At 44.5% G+C, this 21,899-nt stretch carries 24 protein-coding genes and 2 riboswitches; of the genes, 8 read left to right on the top strand and 16 right to left on the bottom strand.

The window, feature by feature from the left end:
• Positions 1-72: 72 nt before the first annotated feature.
• Complete coding sequence (locus tag ACIGG7_RS17840) at positions 73-234, bottom strand: YwzD family small protein (protein ID WP_397550517.1); 162 nt, start codon at positions 232-234, stop codon at positions 73-75.
• 198 nt (positions 235-432) lie between these two features.
• A riboswitch (cyclic di-GMP riboswitch) is annotated at positions 433-508 on the top strand.
• Between the two features lie 16 nt (positions 509-524).
• Between ACIGG7_RS17840 and ACIGG7_RS17845 the strand changes: the two genes are divergently transcribed.
• From ACIGG7_RS17845 to ACIGG7_RS17870, 6 genes are all read left to right on the top strand, one after another.
• On the top strand, positions 525-653 hold the full coding sequence (locus tag ACIGG7_RS17845) for a hypothetical protein (RefSeq protein WP_257141124.1): 129 nt from the start codon (positions 525-527) through the stop codon (positions 651-653).
• Positions 654-772: 119 nt separating this feature from the next.
• Entirely contained in the window at positions 773-1,438 is a 666-nt protein-coding gene (locus ACIGG7_RS17850) for a hypothetical protein (protein ID WP_397550518.1), read from the top strand.
• Positions 1,439-1,461: 23 nt separating this feature from the next.
• Positions 1,462-2,697 (top strand): efflux RND transporter periplasmic adaptor subunit, encoded by a 1,236-nt coding sequence (locus tag ACIGG7_RS17855; RefSeq protein ID WP_397550519.1) that lies wholly within the window; start codon positions 1,462-1,464, stop codon positions 2,695-2,697.
• A 132-nt stretch (positions 2,698-2,829) separates the two neighbouring features.
• Positions 2,830-4,434: an alkaline phosphatase gene (locus ACIGG7_RS17860; RefSeq protein WP_397550520.1), complete on the top strand. Its 1,605-nt coding sequence runs from the start codon at positions 2,830-2,832 to the stop codon at positions 4,432-4,434.
• A gap of 399 nt (positions 4,435-4,833) precedes the next feature.
• Positions 4,834-6,468 (top strand): SWIM zinc finger family protein, encoded by a 1,635-nt coding sequence (locus ACIGG7_RS17865; RefSeq protein WP_397550521.1) that lies wholly within the window; start codon positions 4,834-4,836, stop codon positions 6,466-6,468.
• Entirely contained in the window at positions 6,461-9,286 is a 2,826-nt protein-coding gene (locus tag ACIGG7_RS17870) for a DEAD/DEAH box helicase (protein ID WP_397550522.1), read from the top strand. The genes ACIGG7_RS17865 and ACIGG7_RS17870 overlap by 8 nt, the downstream gene beginning before the upstream one ends.
• 411 nt (positions 9,287-9,697) lie before the next feature.
• Here ACIGG7_RS17870 and ACIGG7_RS17875 read toward each other — a convergent pair whose 3' ends face one another.
• Together ACIGG7_RS17875 and ACIGG7_RS17880 are read right to left on the bottom strand one after the other, a co-directional pair.
• Positions 9,698-9,862, bottom strand: coding sequence for a hypothetical protein (locus tag ACIGG7_RS17875; RefSeq protein ID WP_397550523.1), 165 nt, complete (start codon positions 9,860-9,862; stop codon positions 9,698-9,700).
• Positions 9,863-9,886: 24 nt separating this feature from the next.
• On the bottom strand, positions 9,887-10,264 hold the full coding sequence (locus tag ACIGG7_RS17880) for a single-stranded DNA-binding protein (protein ID WP_397550524.1): 378 nt from the start codon (positions 10,262-10,264) through the stop codon (positions 9,887-9,889).
• A gap of 263 nt (positions 10,265-10,527) precedes the next feature.
• Here ACIGG7_RS17880 and ACIGG7_RS17885 point away from each other — a divergent pair, with 263 nt between their 5' ends.
• Together ACIGG7_RS17885 and ACIGG7_RS17890 are read left to right on the top strand one after the other, a co-directional pair.
• A complete protein-coding gene (locus ACIGG7_RS17885) occupies positions 10,528-10,968 on the top strand; it encodes a YwpF-like family protein (protein ID WP_397550525.1) in 441 nt (146 codons plus the stop codon).
• A gap of 95 nt (positions 10,969-11,063) precedes the next feature.
• Entirely contained in the window at positions 11,064-11,384 is a 321-nt protein-coding gene (locus tag ACIGG7_RS17890; RefSeq protein WP_397550526.1) for a helix-turn-helix domain-containing protein, read from the top strand.
• 35 nt (positions 11,385-11,419) lie between these two features.
• Here the strand turns inward: ACIGG7_RS17890 and ACIGG7_RS17895 are convergent, their stop codons facing one another.
• The 13 genes from ACIGG7_RS17895 to spoIIQ all read right to left on the bottom strand — a co-directional run bounded on the left by ACIGG7_RS17895 (position 11,420) and on the right by spoIIQ (position 21,870).
• The gene (locus tag ACIGG7_RS17895; RefSeq protein WP_397550527.1) at positions 11,420-11,560 is read right to left on the bottom strand and encodes an anti-repressor SinI family protein; all 141 of its coding nucleotides are present in this window, start codon (positions 11,558-11,560) and stop codon (positions 11,420-11,422) included.
• A 29-nt stretch (positions 11,561-11,589) separates the two neighbouring features.
• A riboswitch (cyclic di-GMP riboswitch) is annotated at positions 11,590-11,733 on the bottom strand.
• A gap of 610 nt (positions 11,734-12,343) precedes the next feature.
• Entirely contained in the window at positions 12,344-12,724 is a 381-nt protein-coding gene (locus ACIGG7_RS17900; protein ID WP_397550528.1) for a hypothetical protein, read from the bottom strand.
• A gap of 212 nt (positions 12,725-12,936) precedes the next feature.
• Entirely contained in the window at positions 12,937-13,236 is a 300-nt protein-coding gene (locus ACIGG7_RS17905) for a hypothetical protein (protein ID WP_397550529.1), read from the bottom strand.
• A 198-nt stretch (positions 13,237-13,434) separates the two neighbouring features.
• Positions 13,435-13,869 carry a 3-hydroxyacyl-ACP dehydratase FabZ gene (gene fabZ, locus ACIGG7_RS17910; protein WP_397550530.1) on the bottom strand — a complete coding sequence of 145 codons (435 nt, stop codon included), beginning with the start codon at positions 13,867-13,869 and terminating at the stop codon, positions 13,435-13,437.
• A 322-nt stretch (positions 13,870-14,191) separates the two neighbouring features.
• Positions 14,192-14,467, bottom strand: coding sequence for a DNA-directed RNA polymerase subunit beta (locus ACIGG7_RS17915; protein ID WP_397550531.1), 276 nt, complete (start codon positions 14,465-14,467; stop codon positions 14,192-14,194).
• 15 nt (positions 14,468-14,482) lie between these two features.
• Positions 14,483-15,325 (bottom strand): flagellar hook-basal body protein, encoded by an 843-nt coding sequence (locus ACIGG7_RS17920; RefSeq protein ID WP_397550532.1) that lies wholly within the window; start codon positions 15,323-15,325, stop codon positions 14,483-14,485.
• 55 nt (positions 15,326-15,380) lie between these two features.
• On the bottom strand, positions 15,381-16,223 hold the full coding sequence (locus ACIGG7_RS17925) for a flagellar hook-basal body protein (protein ID WP_397550533.1): 843 nt from the start codon (positions 16,221-16,223) through the stop codon (positions 15,381-15,383).
• A gap of 47 nt (positions 16,224-16,270) precedes the next feature.
• Positions 16,271-17,281, bottom strand: coding sequence for a rod shape-determining protein (gene mreB, locus ACIGG7_RS17930; protein ID WP_034765201.1), 1,011 nt, complete (start codon positions 17,279-17,281; stop codon positions 16,271-16,273).
• A gap of 435 nt (positions 17,282-17,716) precedes the next feature.
• A complete protein-coding gene (gene spoIIID, locus ACIGG7_RS17935; protein WP_032086905.1) occupies positions 17,717-17,977 on the bottom strand; it encodes a sporulation transcriptional regulator SpoIIID in 261 nt (86 codons plus the stop codon).
• 505 nt (positions 17,978-18,482) lie between these two features.
• The gene (locus ACIGG7_RS17940; RefSeq protein ID WP_397550534.1) at positions 18,483-20,150 is read right to left on the bottom strand and encodes a sodium:solute symporter family protein; all 1,668 of its coding nucleotides are present in this window, start codon (positions 20,148-20,150) and stop codon (positions 18,483-18,485) included.
• A 32-nt stretch (positions 20,151-20,182) separates the two neighbouring features.
• Positions 20,183-20,485 carry a DUF4212 domain-containing protein gene (locus ACIGG7_RS17945; protein WP_397550535.1) on the bottom strand — a complete coding sequence of 101 codons (303 nt, stop codon included), beginning with the start codon at positions 20,483-20,485 and terminating at the stop codon, positions 20,183-20,185.
• 24 nt (positions 20,486-20,509) lie between these two features.
• On the bottom strand, positions 20,510-20,692 hold the full coding sequence (locus ACIGG7_RS17950) for a hypothetical protein (protein WP_263628262.1): 183 nt from the start codon (positions 20,690-20,692) through the stop codon (positions 20,510-20,512).
• Positions 20,693-20,982: 290 nt separating this feature from the next.
• Positions 20,983-21,870 (bottom strand): stage II sporulation protein SpoIIQ, encoded by an 888-nt coding sequence (spoIIQ, locus tag ACIGG7_RS17955; RefSeq protein WP_224943920.1) that lies wholly within the window; start codon positions 21,868-21,870, stop codon positions 20,983-20,985.
• Positions 21,871-21,899 lie beyond the last annotated feature (29 nt).

Consider the following 21,899-nt stretch of genomic DNA (forward strand, 5'->3'; position numbering starts at 1 on the left):
ATCGAGGTCCGTCCCTCTGAATGACTCCCTTTGAGTCAAATAAAAAAGCGCCTAGATGCCCGGGTTTTGGGTCTAGAGCGCTTTTTGGTTTGTATCTATTTTATATCCTGATTTAATTTCTTGTTTTAGCCAGTGGATCATTGTGTTGGTGTCCATGTTTCCTTGTTGACCTTTGTCGAACGCTTTCTGAATCACGTTCAGAATATGCTGATCATTGTTCACATTTCCTTTCAAAAAGACAACCTCCTACACATAAAAACATTTTATATCACTTTATTACACTATTAGACTTGTTTTCAAACATCAATTTTATGCTATATTACCAGAAACATCCACTAGTTGGAAGATAAAATTTTTTAAGAATTGTCTCAAAAAAGTACTTTATGCCTATTCAATTCCCACTCTTAGGTGTCGATATAATAGTGGTATGGTCTTGAAAAGTGGCAAAATCATCGAAAGGTGATGACGCAAAGCTATAGGGGCTATTACATGCCAGCCAGCTACCAAACCAAGGAGGGATTATTTTGTCGTTTTTGACACCCGAAGAAATAGTAGAAAAGAAAAAAGCCCGAAAAATGTGGATGTATATAGGATTATTCGTATTTACTATAGCATTAATTGCAGGAACTACGTTCTTAACGTACAACATCTAAAAAGCGTCAATTGGACGCTTTTTTATTTTCACACACTTTCATTCTACAATTTATGGAAAGTTTCGGGGTTTTTCGATAGAATAAGAGAAGGAATCTAAACTAGTTGGAGGCAACCATTTATGCAAAAAGAAGTTAAACTCATCCGGGGATTGAGACAACCATCCTACTTCTTTTATCAATTGAAAGAAACGGAAGTTTTAAGAGGATATAAACAAAAAGTTATCCTTGTTTTCCTATTATCCGCCCTCGTCTTTGGACTTGTTTCGTCATTCGGAATTGGAATGGATCCTCTATCAAAGGAACTCAACACTCTCTCACCCTTATCTTTCGAGATGGAGAAGTTCCTGTTTCTATTAGGAAGAATCCTTTCAGGTATAGTATATGCGGCTGTCATCTTATTCGTACCAGCCCTTATTTTCTGGACGATTTCAGACGAAGGGGAATACCGAAAGCTCGTCATCATCCAGAGCTTGGTCTTACTCATCTTACTGATAGAAAGACTGACCTATGTTCCTTTATCCCTTTTCCTTTCACTTGATTGGTTCTCGTCACCTCTATCACTCGGAGTCATCGCCCAATACATAACAGGTAAACCGTGGGTCATCTATTTCCTGGGCTGCTTCTCCTTGTTTAAAATATGGGTTTTCTATATCCAATACAAAGGAATCAAGAGACTCACCGAACAAAAAAACTGGCTTATCTGGCTCGTTATCCTGCTCACGAATCTACTATTCTGGAGTGTCACTGCATTTCTGGCATACCTTGATTTTTCTACATTAATCTAACTATTTAAAGGCTGTGAACAAACATGCATAAACGAACCATTTTCTATACCACCCTCACTGTGTCGCTCCTTTTTATAGGTGCCAATACATATTTGATTGAAAAGGCAGACAGCAAGGTCGACCGGGAAGTCCGTGTCGCCGAGTGGGAATCCGTCCATAAAGGGGATCTGGCAAAAGAACTGCCGAAAGCCGGTGTGGTCGCATCAGAAGAAGAAAACTACCTTTACTTTAATGACGAATTCGGTTCTTTCAAAAAATTTCTTGTCAAAGAAGGGGATCAGGTCAAATCAGGAACTCCCCTCTATGAATATGAAGTTACCGATCAAACCCAGCAAAAAAGCGTCCTCGAATCAGAAGCTGATCAGCTGGAAGACGAAATTGACAGCATCGAAGACAATATTTCAGACTTAAAAGGATTGGAGTCTTCCCTTCCTTCAGACTCGACTGACGACAAAGAAATTGCCATCGACGCCAGTGCCCTCCTATCGGAATATGATCTAAAAAAAGAAATTGCCGCCAAGGAACTGGAAATCGATCGACTCGAGAGTCAAATTGATAATCTGGAACGCCAGATCAAGGATATCGAGTCATATGAAACAACCTTGACCGTCCAGAGTAGCGTCGAAGGAACCATCAAGGACCTCTCACACGCCGTCGAGAATCCACTGATTACGATTGCGTCGCAGTCCACCATCGTCACAACGGACCTGACGGAAAAAGAAATCGTCACAGTGGATGAAAACATGAACGCCACCGTCCAATCGGATATCGAGAAAAAGACACAAAAAGGGACCGTAACCAAAGTGGCCACCCTGCCTAAAAACGATCCGCACATCCAAACAGACAGCCTGTACCCTGTAGAAATCAAACTCCAGGATACAAAGAACGAGCTGCTTCCAGGACACCATGTCTTCTTATCCATCATCACAGAAGAGGTGAACGGCGCGTTTGTCGTTCCGGTGACGGCTGTTGAAAAAGACGGTAAATCAAAATATATGTGGATTTTAACTACTAAAGGCAATGTAGAAAAGCGCAAAGTGGAAACTGGGCTAGCAATCGACGGACAGCAGCAGATTAAGTCCGGAGTAAAGGCTGGAGAATACTATATCGTCTATCCGGATCATATCCCTGCGTTACAAAAAGGTGCCGCGTTCATCACGGCTCTTGATTGGGATAAAGTGAAACTGAGAGACTTGAAGAAGTTCGATCGATCAACGATTTTGGAAAATTTGTTGATGGGGATTTTGGAACGGAAATAAATCATAATGGGACCGGCTCTTTTTGGGGAGCTGGTCCTTTTTTGCTTGTCAGCAATTCTCTATAAAACATACATACTCCCCCTCAACAAACAAATACTATGGGCAACTAAACGTAAAGGAGCCCATCCATTTATGAAAACACTCAAACACCTTACCATCCTCCTAGCCCTACTCTCCACCTCCCTCCCAGCTTCAAACCTGAAAGCTGCACCCCCATCCCACAAAAACGTCATCCTTCTCATCATGGATGGCACCAACTCCGACATCCTCACCCTCTCCCGCTGGTATCGAGGGACGGACCTCCAACTCGATGAGATTCTGGTAGGCGGCGTTCGGACATACTCCGACCAATCCGCCATCACCGATTCTGCTGCAGCCGGGTCGGCCATGGCGACGGGTGTGAAGACGAAAGCTGATTATATAAGTATGAATCCAGATGGACACCCCGTATTGACCGTCCTTGAAGGGGCAAAGCTTTCGGGTTACAAAACCGGCATCGTCTCCACCTCCCCGGTCCAGCACGCCACCCCAGCCGCCTTCACTTCCCACACCTTGAGCAGGGATGAATTCGGCGATATTGGGGAGCAGCAGGTGTACCAGGGGCTGGATGTTGTACTAGGTGGAGGTGCTGCGTGGCTCAAGCCTCAGGTTAAAGTCCACACAAAAGACGACGACGGCATGCTAAAAACAAAACAGGTCAGCCGTGAAGACGGCGAAAATCTGGTGACGGAAATCGGAGCATCCGGCTATGATTTGATCCTGAACAGGGAAGGACTTCTGAGAAAAGGGAAGTCTTCTAAACTGTGGGGAGTGTTTGCACCTGAAGACATCGCCTATGAACTGGACCGGAAAGCGCTAAAACCTAATGAACCATCTCTGGCGGAGATGACCCATGCGGCCATTGGTAGACTCTCTCATGGCAGAGAAGGATTCTTCCTCATGGTAGAAGGAAGCAAAGTCGATTGGGCCGCACACAAGAACGACCCAGTCGGGATGGTCAGCGAAGTCCTGAGCTTTGACGATGCAGTGGGAGAAGCACTTGAATTTGCCAAGAAAGATGGGAACACCATGGTTGTTGCCGTCACGGATCACGGAAATAGTGGTTTGACTCTTGGGAATCACGGAACAAATGATAATTATAAAAGCCTTCCTTCCGAGAAGTTTATTGAGCCTTTGAAGAAAGCCAAGCTTACTGTTAAGGGTGCGACTTCTCAGTTAAAAAAGGATCATTCGAATTTCAAAGAGGTTCTTTCAAGCTATGGGCTGGGGAATCTGAGTAGTGGAGAATATCGTACGATGAAAGATGCTAAGAGTATGGATGACCTTGAGAATGAAATGGTCAAGTTGATGTCAAAACGGGCGAATCTCGGTTTTACCACGAACGGACACACCGGGGAGGACGTTTTTTTGTATGCCTATGGACAGGGTCGGCCAAGTGGACTGATTGAAAACACTGACATTCCAAGGGTGATTTCCGAGTATATGGGATTTTCCTTGAAGACGGGACAGTTTGCAGATTGGTATGTGAACGGAGTGAAGTTTTATCGAGATAAGGGATTTTTTGTTGAGATTGCGGGACGGACCTCTAAAAACCCTGTTATGGTGGCGAAGAAGGAAGATGAAGTGCTGCGTTTTCCCGAAAATAAGAACTTTTATTGGAGAAATGATGAAAAAGTGGGCTTGAAGAGTGTGAATGTGTATGATGGGGAGACGTTTTATGTTCATGTAGAGAAGTAAGGTGGGGGTTGGGTAGGTTTTGAAGGGGAATTATCATGTTTATTTTCAATTTGGGGCAGTTTGTTTTCAATTCTGGTGATTTATTTTCAAAAAACGGGGTTTTATTTTCAAATTTCCTTCTAACGACTGATGATAGGCCACCTTTCGCGGGATCTTTAAAACAATCTTCAATTTTATTATCGACTAGCGGGATATATTATCGACTTCAGTCCTTTTATTATCGACTTTCCAAATATATTATCAACTCCCCCTACCCGACGACCTGCCGAGCAGCGTCCCACACAATCCGACAAACTTCCCACCTCCCTTTCCACCACTCCCCCCACCCCATGTTCCTTTTCCCCCTCCTTTTACGTTATAATAAAAGAATGCGATTTTATAGATTGGAGAGGTTGGTTGATGTCGATTCGTATTCAGGAGTTGAAGGATAAATTACTTCCCATGAGTCAGTCGATACAGGGTGAGCTGGACCCGAATCAGGATGAGAGCAAGAATGTTGTGTCGAAGGGCCTTCTCTTGTTCCGTCAGAATCTGGTTTCGAACGTGAAGGTCCGGGATGAAGAAGTATCGGCCGAGGTGCAGGATGTGACGCCTGTGACCCTTGAGCTGAACTTGTCATTTCCCTTGTTAAGTAAGTGCTCATGTCCGCAGGATAAATGGTGCCGGCATCAAATGGCGACCTTTTTTATGCTTTATAACAAGGTTGGGCGTGTGAGTGAGTGGATCCAGAATTGGCGGAGCCAGTCACAGCCTGCCACTCAGGAAGCCCAGTCACTGGATGATTTAATGAAAAAGCACGGCACCCTGAAGAAAGCAAGCGATCTATTGAACGAACGGAAAACACGGGGCAACACGCCGGAGGAATGGTGGCAGTTCTTTGACTCCCTTCTAAAAAAGGAAGACTTGGAGTTACTTGAAAGACAGCCCTATTTAATGGATGTCCTCGTGCAAAATATTACGAAGCGGTTTATGAAGGATGCGCCGTTCGAACGGGAATGGAAGCCCCTTTACCAGCTTTTCGCGACACTTTTCCTATCGATTCACATCGACCTTTATTTGAAAAATAGAAATGTTGAATTGAGCCGGGAGCAGTACAGCATGTATGATTTCCTGTTAGGTGAAATGGAAGACGCCGTGGAGAAGCTGTCAATCCACGCCATGCCGTTCAGCTTTGATCCGTATATTGCCTTTTTGAAAAAGCAGACGATCGATATGAGTGATTCCACGGAGAACAGTACGATGATGAAGGCGGAAGTGTACCGCTTCCTGTGGTACTACTTGTTCAAACAGAAGTCGTGGCGCCGCGAAGAAGTGACGCGACTCGAAGAGCAGGACAGTGAAGACACTACCTTCTACAATGTCGCTCTCCTTCATCAATACTTGCTCCTTGAGGATCTGAATAAAGCGAGCGAAGTCGTGGATGAGCTTGGGACGGAACTGGTCTCATTCAGTGAATTCTGGCTTCGTAAATTTTTCGTCGGAAAGCGTTACGAAGTCGGACTCTTCCTGGTTCGGAATATCCTTTCGAGGATGCCCGATCATCTTGAAAGCCTGGATTATTATGAAGCGACTCGATTTGTCCGCTGGTTTGTGCGGATTTTGCCGATGGATTGGCTGATGGAAAAGGACAGTTCCCTTGTGAATGAGCTTCTGCTTTCCATGCTGCCGTACAGCTTCTTTTCATACAATGAGTATTTGATCAGTGCGAAGGCCTATCGTGAGTGGGTCGAGCTGCAGAAATACATGAGCTACAGCATCGGTGAGATGGAAGGCATGGGCCTTCGCGACGTGACGAAGGAAGCCCCGGAGCTTGCCCTTCCGATCTACTTCACCGGCGTCATAGAATCAATCGACCAGAAGAACCGCGACAGCTACAAGCAGGCTGTCCGGTATATGAAAAAAATCCGGACGATTTATAAAAAAACGAAGAAAACCGATAAGTGGGACGTGTATCTCACCTATATCCTCCATAAATACAAGCGATTACGCGCGTTCCAAGAAGAGTGCAGAAAGGGTAAGTTAATCGATGCTTAAACTGTCTTCCGTCAAAATCAATGTCCATACAACTGAATATGAAGACCGTTTCTTCATCACTGCTGAAAACGATGAAGGTGAGCTGCTGCCCCCGAAAGAATGGAAGGGCCAGTTGTTCCTTTGGCATGAAGAAAGCTACTACGGCACGTTGCTCGACGAATCCAAGGGAGGAATTCCCGTCACCCAATGGCAGTTCCTCACCTTACTTTCAGGCGAACATTTCAGCAGCATGATCCAGTGGGACTGGGATGAGACCGGGCAGGCGTGCATTGCAATCGCCCCGGTCATTTATGAAGCGGTAGAAGACGGCCGCTGGCTCCCTCGATTTGAGGAATGGCAGGAAAAAGGACTGCAGTTCCACATCCCCGATGAAGTCTGGTCGAATTTCAACGACGAATTCTGGGAAGAAGAGCTGCCTGGTGGAGGTCCGTCCCTCAAAAACTTAACGGAAAATTGGTTTCAGGGTGCATTGAATGAAGCGATGGCGTCGGGCGGATCGAGTGCGATGAAGCGGATTCAGAAGCTGAAGGAGAGTACGCTGACGTCTGAGGAGCTGGATGCCTACTTTGATGAGAGACGTTGGAGTGAATGGATCTCGGGTGGTGATGAAGAGCTGCCGTTCTCCATCGGACTCCGTATTACTGAGCCCCTTGATGAAGATGAGTCCTGGGAACTTGAAACGGTATTAAGAGACCGGAAGAAAACGAGCCGCATCATTTCCCTGAATGAGGATACCGTCCCTCCTTCCTGGAAAAAATACCTCACCGAAGTATCGGAAGAACAGGAACGCTGGATGAAAATGATGCCGATCCTTCGCGACACGGACGGCTCCCTCCGGACGGCACTTGGTGAGCACGACGCATGGGATTTCTTATCCGTGCTGAGCGAAAAACTCATCGACCTGGATATCGAAATTCTCCTGCCATCATGGTGGGAAGCGATGAAGGATGCTCAAGTGCTGGTGAAAGCGAAGCTAAAGAATACCGACACCAGCTACCGTCCTTCTTTCGTCGGATTGAATGCCATGCTCGACTTCGACTGGCGCTTGTCCATGAATGGCGTGAACTTATCGGAAGACGATTTTAATCAACTGGTAGACGATCAGCGTCGATTAGTGAAAATCCGTGGCCAATGGATGAAACTAGATCCTGCCATGATCCGACGCATTCAACAGATGATGACGAAAGCAAAGCAGGAAGGGATCTCGATCCAGGATATGCTCGAGCAGGAGCTTGTCCCGCGTGATGCGGATAAATCAGACCTGGATCCCGATGACGACGAGCATGATCCTTACAAATATGCCCGCATTCAGCTCGAACTCAATCGTTCAATGAAAAAAATGATCCATCAGTTGACGAATGTGTCATCAATCCCGCTGACGGAAACGCCTGCTGATTTTGACGGTGAGCTACGTCCTTATCAGCAGCTCGGGATGAGCTGGATGCTCTTTTTACGAAAATTTGGATTTGGTGCCTGTCTCGCCGATGATATGGGACTTGGAAAAACGGTACAGCTGATCACGTACCTGCAGTATGTGAAAGAAAACGAGAAGCCGGAGACACCTTCCTTGATCATCGCCCCTACCTCTGTGCTTGGCAACTGGCAGCGGGAGATGGAGAAGTTTGCACCCGATTTGAAGGTTCATCTTCACTATGGACCGACACGTGCGAAGGGTAAGGATTTCACTGCTGCCATCAAAGATGTCGATGTGGTCCTCACTTCTTACGGGTTGTCCCATATTGATTATGAAGAGCTGTCACTTGTCGAATGGAGTTCGATTTCCCTTGACGAGGCACAGAACATCAAAAATGCTAATACGAAACAATCACGCGCGATCCGCAAGCTGAAAGGGAAGCATCATATTGCTTTGACCGGGACCCCGATGGAGAACCGACTTTCGGAACTGTGGTCCATCTTTGATTTCCTGAACCACGGCTATCTTGGCGGATTCACACAGTACCAGAAAAATTACATCGCTCCCATCGAAAAAGACGAGGACGAAGCAAAAGTCAAAGAGCTTCAGGCTAAGATCAAGCCATTCTTATTGCGCCGAACGAAGAAAGACCCTGAGGTGGAATTGAATCTTCCTGAAAAGCTAGAGCAGAAGGAGTATTGTCATCTGACGGCTGAGCAGGCGGCACTGTATGAACAGCTGGTAAAGGACACTCTTGCTAAAATTGAAACCTTGAGTGGATTCGAGCGCAAAGGTCTGATCCTGCAAATGCTGAATCAGTTGAAGCAGCTGTGCAATCATCCTGCTCTCTATCTGAAAGAACCGGATCCAAAGTCGATCCTGTCCCGTTCTGAAAAAATGCAGAAGCTGAAGGATATCGTGGAAACCGCGTTGGAATCAGGAGAAGCATGTCTGATCTTCACTCAGTATATTTCGATGGGTGAAATGATCCAAGACGTGATGAAGGAAGAGTTTGATGTAAAGGTGCCGTTTTTAAACGGAAGCATGGCGAAAGGTAAACGGGATGAGCTCGTAGAGAAGTTCCAGAACGGCGAATTCCCTGTCTTCCTGTTGTCATTGAAAGCCGGCGGTACCGGACTGAACCTGACGGCTGCCAACCACGTCGTTCACTACGACCGCTGGTGGAACCCTGCTGTTGAAAACCAGGCCACCGACCGTGCTTACCGGATCGGTCAGAAACGGTTCGTGCATGTTCATAAGCTGGTGTCATCGGGCACTCTTGAAGAAAAAATAGATGCCATGCTGATGAAGAAGCAGGCATTGAACGACGAAATCATCCGCAGCGATCAGTGGGTGACGGAATTGTCGGATCAGGATTTGGAATCGTTGTTGGTGTTGGAGTAGATTTTTGCCTCTTTCCTTTTGTGGGAAAGGGGTTTTTTTGCTGGTAAGGGGTTGTTAGTCGGTTTGTTTCTACAATTATATTTGTAATTTCTGTTTTATTGGGCCAATTTTCATCATTATTGGGCCACTTCTGGGCTTTATCGGGCCACTTTTATTGTTAATTGTGCCACTTTTTAAAATTTTTGTGCCAAATTGTGAACGAACACCCCCCCATGATACAAAAAAACACCAGCCTCCCCAAAAGGAAACCGGCTCAATATGAAGACGATAAGGGGAATACATCACTTGCTTACTTGCTACGCATGTTTATGTCTAATGAGGCAAAACAGGGGAATCTTGCGGTGACCATTGGAATTTGAGACAGTACTTATAGGTTGGTTGACGCGTATGGAAAGAATTCTAAGTTGAGGCTTAAGATGAGGTTTTCATTGGATATTCGTACCCTTGTTCAAGAGCGGTCACGCGTTGGGATAAGTAGAAATTTTCGACATTGACTCGAGCTACTTTTTTAATAAGGTCCTCCGCTAATTTTTCCAGTCTATCGATTCTTTGTTCCAGGTCTTGCAGTGTGGTCACGACTTCATCTCCCTTATATACAGATTAGAACGGTAACTCGATCGGCTCTTTCTTACTTGGTTCTGCGGTGGTGTCAGAAGATGGCTTACTGTCCAGAAAGCGCACGTTTTCAGCGACGACTTCCGTTACATAGATTCGCTTTCCCTGATCATTTTCAAAATAACGGGTTTGGATCCTTCCTGTCACACCAATAACGGATCCTTTCCTGCAGTATTTTTCCGTGTTATCGGCCGCGCGGTTCCAAATCGTGCAGAGCACAAAGTCCGTATCGACCTGACCTTGCTGATTTTTATATGGGCGGTTTACGGCAATGGTTACACTAAGTACAGATCTTCCTTCCATCGTTTTTCTTGCTTCGGGATCTTTCGTCAGCCTCCCCACCAGGGTCACTTGGTTGATCAATCCGGCTCCTCCTTTCTGTTAAGGTGTTTTCATCTTACAACCAGAAGGCAAATCTTGTAAAATAGTGAATTTCCGAAATTCGAAGCAAAAAGGGCTTGAATTTCGAAAATTCCCCTAGGGAGATTTCATGATTTTTGATCAAAAACAGGGATAAATACATAAAATTACAAGTTTCACCCTTTTTTTCATAGGGAAATGTATTAGGGAAACATTTCGCCCTATGATATAATTTGGTAAAACCTTTAAATAGGAGATGTTCGTTCATGAAAACCTTTAAAGTGATTTCACTGCAAGTGGTGGAAAATGATGAACTACGTGACTTTGAGCTTGTGGACGGTCTGATTATCAATAAAGAGGACGGACAGAAAACGTGGCTTGTCGAAACGTATTTATCGAATGAATACATCGAGTTCTTTCAAGGTGCCCAGCAAAGTAAGGAAGATTTGGAGATTCAGGTCGTGATTTCTCATAAAGCCAATGATCCGGCAGCTTTCATGATGTCCATCCGCTGCATCAAGGAGATGGATGATCATATTAGCATCATGTTTGAAGGAAAGTTAAAGAAACAGCGGAATGAATATGCAGAAATATTACTTGATGACTTAGTTCAGAAAGGGTATACCGGTGAAGAATTGATTCGTCAGTTCCGCGAGAAGATGGTGTCGAAGCCGAGGATTCCTGCTACGGCAAAGCCTAGCGTTTAATAGTACGAGATTAGGTAATGTCCACAAAGAATTTTATGATATAATTGGAATTAATATTGTGACTTCTCTCAGGAAGTCCAAGGTAGGTGTCCCCAGTGATTGGAGAAAGAGTTAAGAGATACAGATTAGAAAAGAGAATGTCGATGACCGAGCTCTCTGAAAAAGCAGGTGTCGCTAAGTCATATTTGAGTTCTATAGAGCGTAACCTTCAACAAAACCCTTCCATTCAGTTTCTGGAGAAAGTGTCGGCTGCTTTAAGAATTCCAATAGATGCACTTCTGTATGATCAGCCGGAAGATCAAAATATTGATCATGAGTGGCTAAAGATTGCTGAAGAAGCTATGGATTCAGGGATTTCCAAAGAGCAATTTCGGGAATTCATTGAATTTAATAAGTGGAAATTAGAAAATAAATAAAGTCTTGCGAGAAGGTTCGCAAGACTTTATTTATATTAAATCACTTTGTACTCGGTATTCTTTCCCGGGGACTGGCTGTGAAGAAATTCCCTGATTTTTTCTTTTGAAATCCCGGCGTCAAGTGCTTGTTTAATTAGTTCCATCCATTCTAGATCCAGTTCACGATTTGTCATCATTTTCCCCTCCCAAAATACCTTTACGTATTTCAGGCAGTCCAGCCATCATAGTCTTCAAATAAACACATTCCCCTCATCCATTCATTTCGTTCATCATGAAGCCATGCCTATTTTTCAACTTTAGATCTGTGACTTTGCGTCCCCATTTTTCAATGAGTTTGCCTTTGTCTGACTCTTCCATTCGAACTACTCTCATTATACTAATAAACACTTTGACATCGTGTTGTTTTTTGTCTATTCTGTTAATTTACTTTACACTAATTTCTTACATTTTAAACTATTTTCCGACAATCACTATACACAAAGTTCATTCATTAGAGTAGTTGCAGGGAACTATGTCGAAAAAACTATATAGAAATATTCTTATACTTTTCTAGCTTTTTCTTGAGAGGCACAACTTTTTCATTGATGTTTTGATAATGAGTAGGGTGGTAAAACGGTAGATCGGATAAATCCATCTTACAGGCAGGACATAGCCATTCACCTGTTTCTGCACTGCTATAGGATGGTCTTGTACAGCGATTACAGATTTTTTTATACACATGATCACCTCTTACTTTTATATTTATGATTGAAACAATCTAATAGACATGTCTTATGGTATTTTATATAACAACCAAAATCGTTCTCATTAAAGAACGACCGTACATAAGTATATTCTATATTAAGTAAGAGAAACCCTCTATGAAATTACAATATTTTCTATTATTTATTCGACCTGATCGATTCTTCAAACGAAAAAAACCTCTCCCATAAAGGAAACGAGGTTTATTAAGTAATTCGTTATTTATCTTCTTCTAATAATTCAATCAAATATTTCGCTTCCAGCTTACAAGAATAATCATAGTCCGTACCAGATTGCTTCTGTAAGTTTTCAAGCGTTTCAATTTGTTGAGACGTTGGTTCTTCCGATAGGATTTTCTCCATGGTTTCATTGATCTTCAGTGCTAATTCTTGATGAAATTCTTCATCATTTTTAGTCTCATTACTGAGGTTCTTGTACCAGGAAGCATGTTCATTTATGTATGTGCGCCAAGCAGAGATGAAGTCCTGGATATCAAATTTATTTTCCTGCCACTGAATTGAAGCCATGTATTGTTCAAATGAGGTTTTAATTGAACGGGTAATACTTATTTTTGTACCCGATGATAAGTTTTTAAGCATGTAAGTAAAGTACCCCCTAATCAGTATCCTATACACAATATTATTTTTACTATAACACAACCATTTCATGATATGTAGATAGTGAAACAGTGAAAAATATGGTAATGCATCCAAAATATATTATACTATTATATTTTACAGTAATACGTAAAGCTCTGCAAATAACAGGAAAAAAAGCAGAGACAACACAATGTCGCCTCTGCTTTTTCCTATTACTCGTCCTTATTATCCTTATCCTTCATATCAATATCATCTTCTATAACGTCTTCTTCAGGCGTGTTCTTATCCTTCGCTGCATCCTTATCGCCTTGGACGTTTTTATCCTCTGACTCAGGGTAGTGCTCATCATTCATATCCCCGTTGTCGTTCATATCGCCATTTTCATCCATGTTTTCATTCTCTTCGACTGGCGCCTCGTCTTCCGGTGGTGGCTCTTGTTTGACGTTACACCCTACAAGCAGGAAAGCAGCAAGTGCTGACCCACCAAGGATCGATAATAACCTTTTGCTCATGATATATGACTCCTTTCTGTCAGTTCTTTGATGTAAGACCGTTACGTTGGCCTTTTGTTAGCTTTCCCTGAAAATGAATATACTTGCACAGTGGGGAAATTATTTGGGATGTTAAAAACAGGGACTGTTCGATTAAAGAGCATACAAAAAACCGGATCCAGTGTGGATATCACACTAAATCCGGTTTCATATAAAAAACTATTCCTGCTTATCTCCAAGGGCAAACATCATTTCTAATTCGCAAGCTACTTCACCGTCTACGGTAGCTACACCTTTCCCTTTTCCAATCGGTCCTTTAAAGCGGATCATCTCCACTTCCAGACGCAGCTGATCACCAGGCTTAACCTGACGCTTGAAACGGCATTTGTCGATACCTGTGAAGAATGCCAGACGACCACGGTTCCCTTCGACCTTCAGCATCGCTACCGCACCAACCTGAGCCAGCGCCTCTACGATCAACACGCCGGGCATTACAGGATAATCAGGGAAGTGACCATTGAAGAACTCCTCATTCGTCGTCACATTCTTAATCCCGATGGCCTTCTTGCCTTCCTCAACCTCAAGGATGCGATCCACAAGCAAAAACGGATAACGATGGGGAATAATCTCTTTAATCTCATTAATATCAAGCATGCATAATTCCTCCTACCAATATGTATGTACACCTTATTGTACAGAAACCCGGCTAAGAATAGCAAGAATCCTTGAACCTTGCTTTGGAGGGACGGACCTCAAAAATCGGTTCGAATTGCTGTGTTGAATCCTTATATATCAGGGTTCTTGACCAGATTAGTCTCGTGAATTTGAGGTCCGTCCCTCCTTAAAAATCGGCGACCTGAAAGAGGGACGGACCTCGAAAATCGAGCTCCTCTCACAACGGAACCCTGTTATATCAGGATTCTTTGCGAAAAAAGCTGAATTATTCGAGGTCCGTCCCTCTAAGAACGTAATAAAATTATCTTTTCACCACAATGTCAATGATGTGCTGCCAGGTTTCTGCTTTGAAGACGTCGGCTGCTTTGCCGTCGCCTATACCTGCGAAGCCAATGACGGCACCCAGCGCGAGACTTCCTGCAAGAAGAAGGATGAACAGAAGGATCCTAAGCCAAATGGGAAGCATACGCACACGTACCCAGCGGACAGGCTTGGTTTCGTCCTTTTGCTTTGCCTTTTTTTCTGCTTTTACTGTTTCTCTTGTCGCTTTTTCTTGCAGTAGCTCTTTTTCACTCATAGCATTTAACTCCTTTTAGCGTATCCCATTTACAAGGCCCATCATCTGATCTGCAAGGGAGATCGAGCGCGCCTGAAATTGATATGATCGTTGGACATTCAGCATGTCCGTCATTTCCTTACTGATATCAACGTTTGAACCCTCAAGGGAACTCTGGACCATTGAAATATCCGATCGTGCTCCACCTGTAACATTTGTGAGGACTTCTTCTTCCGTCACGCCCAGTTCATCCAGGTTGTCTGCAAGACCTAACAGATTCCCACCAAACTGCTGAAGGAATTGAGCTTTTTCAACGGTTACGACGCCCATATTGAATCGCTCTACTCCCCCACGGGAATCCCTCACATTGAGAACCCCATTATTGCCAAGCTCAAAAGCTGCAGCATCTTCAGAGAACGTAATAAAGTTATCATTCTCATCCAGGATCGGCAAGCCGCTACTATTCACGAGCATCGCTTCCCCATTGCCGGTTGGACTGACATAAAATGCTCCGTCCCTCGTATAGCGTACAGAGCTTGAGTTTCCGTCTTGTGCCAGCACTTTGAAGAACTGTCGATCACTGGTCAGGGCAAAGTCTAAAGTACGTCCGGTTGCTTTCAATGTCCCCTGATTCAATATCAGCTGAGACTGTGAAAGCTTGGCCCCGTTCCCTTCCCGGACTCCAAGAGGGGTGAGCCTGCCTGCTTCAAACTTGTCTACACCCTGGTTTTTCACCTGCTGTACAAGCATCTCGGAGAATGTTGCATCCCGGCGCTTGTACCCGTTTGTATCTGCGTTCGATAGATTATGACCAATCATATCCATTTGTTTCTGCAACTGCCCTAATGTGTTGGTTGCTGTAATCATCGTTCGATTCATGACACTTCTCCCCTATTATAAGGTATTCAGTGGCGAAATTCATTTACAATACTTGCTATCCGTTGACCCGTCCGATTTCGTTGGCCGCCTTTTCCATGCTGCGGTCATATGCCTGAAGCACTTTCTGATTGGCTTCAAATGCCCTGTACGCTGACATCATATCTGTCATCGTACGGGAAGCATCGACATTGGACCGCTCCAGAAAACCCTGTTTTGTGGAGAAAGAGACATTGTCTTCTTCATAGGCGTCAGGAAGAGCAGCTTTGTCAACTCTTGCAAACAGACCGTCTCCCTGCTTAATCAGCTGGTTTGGATTATCTGAGTATCCCACTCCCAATGTTGCCACTGGGTTGCCACCCACAAGGATTTGTCCTTTTTCCCCAACCGTGAACTGATCACTGTCGAGCTGGATTCTATCTCCGTTTTCATCCAGGATATATCGTCCGCTGTTCGTCGTAAGGAATCCGTTTCCGTTCACCGTCAGATTCCCGTTACGCGTATATCGGGGGCTGCCGTCAGCTCCTTCTACCGTCAGGAACACCGAACCACGGATACCTGTTTCTTCATCGATTGGCATGGAAGCATCCAATAACGCCACATCCAAGCCACGTCCCGTTTCCTGCAGGTCACCCTGAACAAAGGAAGGAATCGTTTCCTGCATATAAACACCCGTATTCAGTTTCCCGATCCTTTGGTTAAAAGGAAGGGACAGCGTTTTTTCAGTGGGGATCGAAGTGGAATCCATCCGGTCCATCAGCATTTCCGGAAATGCACGCATCGAAGCCTGATCCGCTTTATATCCCGGTGTATTGGCATTAGACATATTGTTCGTCAGCATTTCGGTCTTCCGCTGCTGCGAAAGCATACCGGATGCTACTGTATAAAATCCTCTAAACATCTCTTTTCACCTCTTAACCGTTATATCGGATCAATGGCGCAGTGGTTTTACCCGATTCTTCTTCTGGAAATTTTATCAATATTCTCAAGCATCAATCCCGTTCCGACCGCGACGCAATCCATCGGGTTCTCCGCGATCAATACCGGTACTTTCAGTTCTTCGGCAAGAAGGGTATCCATTCCGTGTAGAAGGGCACCGCCTCCTGTTAAAATAACTCCGCGATCAATGATATCCGCTGAAAGCTCAGGTGGAGTCTTCTCAAGGACATTTTTCGCAGCCTGTACAATGACAGCTACAGATTCACGAAGAGCCCCTTCGATTTCCTTGGATGTCACTGTGATGGTACGAGGAAGACCTGATACCATATCGCGTCCGCGAATGCTCATTTCTCTTCTGTCCTCATCGAGTGTCTCAGAGAACACCGTACCGATGTTCACCTTGATGTCTTCAGCCGTACGTTCACCGATCAGAAGCTTGTACTCTTTTTTAATATAATTCAGAATTTCGTGGTCAAATTTATCCCCGGCCATTTTGATGGATTGACTCGTTACGATGTCACCCATGGAAAGAACCGCTACATCCGTTGTTCCTCCACCGATATCCACGACCATATTACCCGTTGGATTGAAGATGTCCATACCGGCACCGATCGCCGCTACTTTAGGCTCTTCTTCCAAGTAAATTTTCTTCCCGCCGCTCTTTTCAGCCGCTTCCCTGATTGCCTTTTGCTCAACGCTCGTGATATTTGTAGGGCAGCAGATCAGGATGCGTGGTTTCGAAAGGAAACCCTTTACATTCAATTTATTAATGAAATGCTTCAACATTGCTTCTGTTACATCAAAGTCGGCGATGACTCCGTCTTTTAACGGGCGAGTCGCCACGATATTTCCAGGCGTACGTCCCACCATGCGGCGTGCTTCCTCACCTACAGCCAATACCTTGCCAGTGTTTTTATCCAGCGCCACTACCGATGGCTCATTCAAGACAATCCCTTTTCCTTTAACATGAATCAATACATTAGCCGTACCAAGGTCAATCCCAATATCTTTCGCGAACATCTTGTGTTTCTCCCTTCTTCTCCTACAAATTCATGAACAACATTCATCTATGATTTCACTTTTATGTCATTACGTTAAAACGTTAAGGCAGAACTTTCACCTAATTAATTATTTTACCATAAATATGTCGAAGGGAGATGGTATTTGTCAAAAAAATGTATTGAGATTGTTAATATTTTGGAAAAGGGTGGGAGTTTTGGTGGGGGATGTTACAGGAGTGTAAAAACCTGCGTGGAGATGGGGGATTTATGTGTGTACCTGGTACATTTAACGCTGAATGTACCTGGTACATTTAAGGGGTTTTGTAACTGGTACATTTAACGCTGAATGTACCTGGTACATCCACCTCTTTTTGTACCTGGTACAAAACAACCCCCCCCAAACACAAAAACACACCAAGCATAACCCATCACTCTGGGGCTTGGCGTATTTTGGTTAGCTGTGGAGCTCTTCTTTTTTGTACTTTTGTTTGGTTGCCTCTCCACCTCGTAGATGCCGGATCGATTTATGGTAATCAAGTATCGTTTTGACTTCATTTGCGAGTTCCGGATTGATTTCTGGCAGTCGTTCCGTTAGATCTTTATGGACAGTACTTTTGGACACGCCAAACTCCTTCGCAATTACACGAACAGTTTTTTTCGTCTCCACGATATACTTACCAATCTTGATTGTTCTCTCTTTGATGTAATCGTGCACACCACTCGACCTCCCTAAATTGGATGTGAGAAGTGTGAAATGAGACCCGCTTTCGCATCAATGAATAGTACAGACCCCTTGCACATAGGCAAACGGCAGAAAGCCTTATTTAGGACGGCAGCTTCCTGATGTTACAACGTATAAACAAATATTCAGCTAATGATCAATGGTATAATGACGATTCCTCACCTCAAACACTCTCTATTTTGATAGGTTTGTATCATTTTATTAGCTTGTGCCCACATATATGCACAAAAAACACAATAAGGACAAGGATTCGATTGAATTTTCTGAAAAACAGTTTAAGGGACGGACCTTCACATGTATTTTCAGATGTATGAAGGGTTTTCTTACCAAACTAAGATGATTCGACATCATGTTCAACACCTCCACTATTTCCTGAGAAATGAGTCGATGAATTTAAGAAAATGTCTGATCTATGATGTTTTTCTTTATCTCGAATGATCAGAAAAAGCCGTACTGGGCTTCAGCACGGCTTAGTCGGTCAGGCTTTGAACTCCACGTCTTCATCCACCCAAACGTCCCCATCTTTAAAGGTCATTTGTTCCGGATAGCGGAGATCCATGACTTCCTCCTGAATTTTTTGTGAAGGGGCTTTTGTGAGAAGGGACACGACGATATTGGCTATCGCTGCTGATGTCGCTCCAAACACGCCCGCCCCTGTATCAATGATTCCAAATAACGTCACACCGGATCGTGCCAAGAAGATATAGGTGAGGGTCACCGCTAGTCCTACAAGCATCCCTGCGATCACCCCTTGGGCATTGGAGCGCTTCCACCAGACGCCGAGTAAAAGGGCGGGAAAGAATGTTCCGGACGCCAGAGCGAATGCCCAGGCGACGATTTGTGTGATGACCCCTGGAGGATTCAATGCCACTAATCCTGCCAATACCGTAGCCACCACAATCGATAAGCGTGCTACCGCCAACCGGTTCCGTTCGGTCGCACCAGGCTTGAATACGCGGTAGTAAATATCATGGGCAAAGGAAGACGAAATCGCGATCATCAATCCACCGGCCGTCGATAGCGCCGCTGCCATGGCTCCTGCTGCCACAAGCCCGATAACGAACACACCGAGGTTCGCGATTTCAGGAGTCGCCATGACAACAATATCATTAGAAATGATGATTTCCTTCCATTGAAGGATGCCGTCCCCATTCGCATCCGCTACCTGCAGTTTCCCCGTATCCACCCATGACGTCGTCCAGGACGGCAGGTCGCTGATTTTACTTCCAGCTACTTTGGTCATTAAAATAAAACGGGAAAACGCTGCATAGGCAGGTGCTGATAGATAGAGAAGACCGATGAAGAGGAGCGCCCACGCCCCTGACCAGCGAGCCGCCTTCATCGTCGAAACCGTATAGAACCGGACGATGACATGTGGAAGCCCCGCTGTACCGGCCATCAGAGTAAACATGAGAGCAAGGAACTGCCACTTGGTCCCGTTTGTAAATGGAGCGAAGTATTCGGACACTCCCAGCTCACGGTCGAGTTCCCCGATTTTTCCGACCAACTCGCCATAGGAGATCCAAGGTGCAGGATTCCCTGTGATTTGCAGGGACATGAAAATGACGGGGATCAGGTACGCAATGATCAATACGATATACTGAGCCACCTGGGTCCACGTGATTCCCTTCATCCCACCGAAAGCAGCGTAAAAGGCAATGAGGACAACGCCGATCATCGTCCCCACTTTGGCATCGATTTCGAAGAGACGACCGATGACCACACCCGAGCCCGACAGCTGACCGATTGAGTACGTGAAGCTGATGATGATGGTACAGATGGCAGCAATCACCCGGGCGGTATGACTGTTATACCGGTCCCCGATGAATTCCGGCACCGTGTACCTCCCGTACTTCCTGAGCTGCGGTGCAAGCAGGAAGGTCAACAATAAATATCCTCCCGTCCAGCCCATGATGTAAGCCAGACCGTCATAGCCGAGGATCATGACGGTACCAGCCAGTCCAATGAATGAAGCCGCACTCATCCAGTCTGCCCCAATGGCCATCCCATTGAAGACCGGCGGAACCCCGCGACCCGCTACATAAAAGTCCGATGTCGCTTTCGCTTTGTTATACACCGCAATTCCGATATATAACGCAAACGTCAACAGGATAATAGACGTCGATACGATAAACTGAGTATCCATATATCTCTTCCCCCTATCTGCTTTCTTTCTATTTAATGATCCAGCGTTTTTCCGTAGCTGATCTGTTCATTTTTCTTTTCATCGAGTCCGTATTTTTGATCAATGCGGTCACTCACCTTGGCATTGACATAAAGCAGAATGATGAAAATCAGGATCGATCCTTGAGCACCCATGAAATAGTGGAACGGAAACCCGTTTATGGTGAAGGTGGACAAACTTTCGGCAAACAGCACCACCCCAAAGGAGGAAAGTAGCCAGATGACTAAGTACAATGCCATGTATCGATTTTTTTCTTTAAAATACTGATCGGCTTTCGCTCTATCAATCTTCTTCATGTATGTAACCCCTTTTCGAACTCATTATTTTAAACTGAAAATGAATTTCACGGTTTCAAAGAAAGGTACCGGTACAATGGCGATCTGCACAATGAAATAAAGGAATAAAGACAGAAAAGGAATGGTGAGGAAGACTGCTCGCTTTTTCCTTAGGGCAAGAATAATACATCCTCCTGTGATAAATAAAAAGAACATGAAATAAATCAACGTTTCACCTCCTGATTGTATAAACGGCTTAATTTTCTGAATTTTTAATATGCACTCATTATCTTTACTGGCAATGGCTTGGTCAATAAAGAAAAAACGACAAGTCTACGACACACTTTGATCAATCATTTTACTAAAATAGGGATATGCGAGAGGACGACCGCAACGATAATTGGAACGATGTTGAAAACGCTTTCTCAAAAAACTTTCCATCCTGTCGAATTTCCAAGGAAATTTTTTTGAACAACAAAAAGGCTGACCGTTATTCCGGTCAGCCCTCATTTATTTGATTATTCTTCGTCTTTAGCGTTGTCTTGGCTTTCTTGTTTCGGCTTTTGCTCGGTTTGATCCTGCTTTGGCTGTTTTTCTTCAGCTTCGCCTTTTTCTTCTGTAGCTTTGTCCTCAGTAGCTTTGTTTTCGCTAGCTTGGTCTTCTACAGCATTTTCTTCTGCAGCTTCAGCATCCGGCTGTTCACCTGAAACTTTCTTGTCTTCTAGCTGTGCTTCTTGAAGGGTAGCAAGGGACTTATTGAAGTATTCCAGTGGATTCACGGCTACATCCGCTTTACGGATTTCAAAGTGTACGTGAACGCCAGCTTCTTCATTGAATAAGCTCTTTCCTGCTTTGGCAATTGCTTGTCCTTGATCGACGACATCTCCAACCGCGACTTCAAAATCTTTGACTGATTGATAGCGAGTCACGATTCCTTTGCTGTGCTCGATTTCAATCGTGTTACCAAGTAGGGAATCTTCCTGAACCTTTGTGACTGTACCGCTCATAGCAGCCAGAACATCGAATTCTTTGCCATCTTTCGAGATGTCGATTCCTTGGTTCGGGTAGTACATGTTTCCATAAACGACTAGGGCTGCTTCCTGTTCTTCCGCTGAAGCTTCAGTGTCGTAGAATTGTTTTTCGATCACTGTATCCTCAGGACTTGAAACAGGCATTACGAAGTTTTCCAATAAACGATTGACTTCTTCTGCAGGCTGGTTGAACTCATTGTCAGTAGGAACTCCATCATAGCTGTAATCCTTGGCTTTCTCGTTTACATCATTTCCTGCCTGGTACCACAGAATCCCCGTGATAATAATTGCTGCACTTGCTAAATAGATTGCTGGGTATGCCCAACGTCTTTTCAAAAAGTTTTGAGAAGGTTGTTTCTTTTCTTCCTCTCTCATTTTCATCACCTCAGCAATCATTCTGAACA

Source organism: Rossellomorea sp. NPDC077527 (assembly GCF_044542955.1).
Taxonomy (GTDB): Bacteria; Bacillota; Bacilli; order Bacillales; family Bacillaceae_B; genus Rossellomorea; species Rossellomorea aquimaris_E.

Excerpts from the sequence above, each read along its gene's own strand:
- ACIGG7_RS17925 (WP_397550533.1), bottom strand. The coding sequence starts at position 16,223 with ATGTTTAGAGGATTTTATACAGTAGCATCCGGTATGCTTTCGCAGCAG.
- ACIGG7_RS17920 (WP_397550532.1), bottom strand. The coding sequence starts at position 15,325 with ATGAATCGAACGATGATTACAGCAACCAACACATTAGGGCAGTTGCAG.
- ACIGG7_RS17945 (WP_397550535.1), bottom strand. The coding sequence starts at position 20,485 with ATGAAGAAGATTGATAGAGCGAAAGCCGATCAGTATTTTAAAGAAAAA.
- spoIIQ (WP_224943920.1), bottom strand. The coding sequence starts at position 21,870 with ATGAGAGAGGAAGAAAAGAAACAACCTTCTCAAAACTTTTTGAAAAGA.
- ACIGG7_RS17895 (WP_397550527.1), bottom strand. The coding sequence starts at position 11,560 with ATGATGACAAATCGTGAACTGGATCTAGAATGGATGGAACTAATTAAA.
- ACIGG7_RS17855 (WP_397550519.1), top strand. The coding sequence starts at position 1,462 with ATGCATAAACGAACCATTTTCTATACCACCCTCACTGTGTCGCTCCTT.
- fabZ (WP_397550530.1), bottom strand. The coding sequence starts at position 13,869 with ATGCTTGATATTAATGAGATTAAAGAGATTATTCCCCATCGTTATCCG.
- ACIGG7_RS17850 (WP_397550518.1), top strand. The coding sequence starts at position 773 with ATGCAAAAAGAAGTTAAACTCATCCGGGGATTGAGACAACCATCCTAC.
- ACIGG7_RS17905 (WP_397550529.1), bottom strand. The coding sequence starts at position 13,236 with ATGAGCAAAAGGTTATTATCGATCCTTGGTGGGTCAGCACTTGCTGCT.
- ACIGG7_RS17885 (WP_397550525.1), top strand. The coding sequence starts at position 10,528 with ATGAAAACCTTTAAAGTGATTTCACTGCAAGTGGTGGAAAATGATGAA.
- ACIGG7_RS17940 (WP_397550534.1), bottom strand. The coding sequence starts at position 20,150 with ATGGATACTCAGTTTATCGTATCGACGTCTATTATCCTGTTGACGTTT.
- mreB (WP_034765201.1), bottom strand. The coding sequence starts at position 17,281 with ATGTTCGCGAAAGATATTGGGATTGACCTTGGTACGGCTAATGTATTG.
- ACIGG7_RS17915 (WP_397550531.1), bottom strand. The coding sequence starts at position 14,467 with ATGAGTGAAAAAGAGCTACTGCAAGAAAAAGCGACAAGAGAAACAGTA.
- ACIGG7_RS17900 (WP_397550528.1), bottom strand. The coding sequence starts at position 12,724 with ATGCTTAAAAACTTATCATCGGGTACAAAAATAAGTATTACCCGTTCA.
- ACIGG7_RS17865 (WP_397550521.1), top strand. The coding sequence starts at position 4,834 with ATGTCGATTCGTATTCAGGAGTTGAAGGATAAATTACTTCCCATGAGT.
- ACIGG7_RS17860 (WP_397550520.1), top strand. The coding sequence starts at position 2,830 with ATGAAAACACTCAAACACCTTACCATCCTCCTAGCCCTACTCTCCACC.
- ACIGG7_RS17870 (WP_397550522.1), top strand. The coding sequence starts at position 6,461 with ATGCTTAAACTGTCTTCCGTCAAAATCAATGTCCATACAACTGAATAT.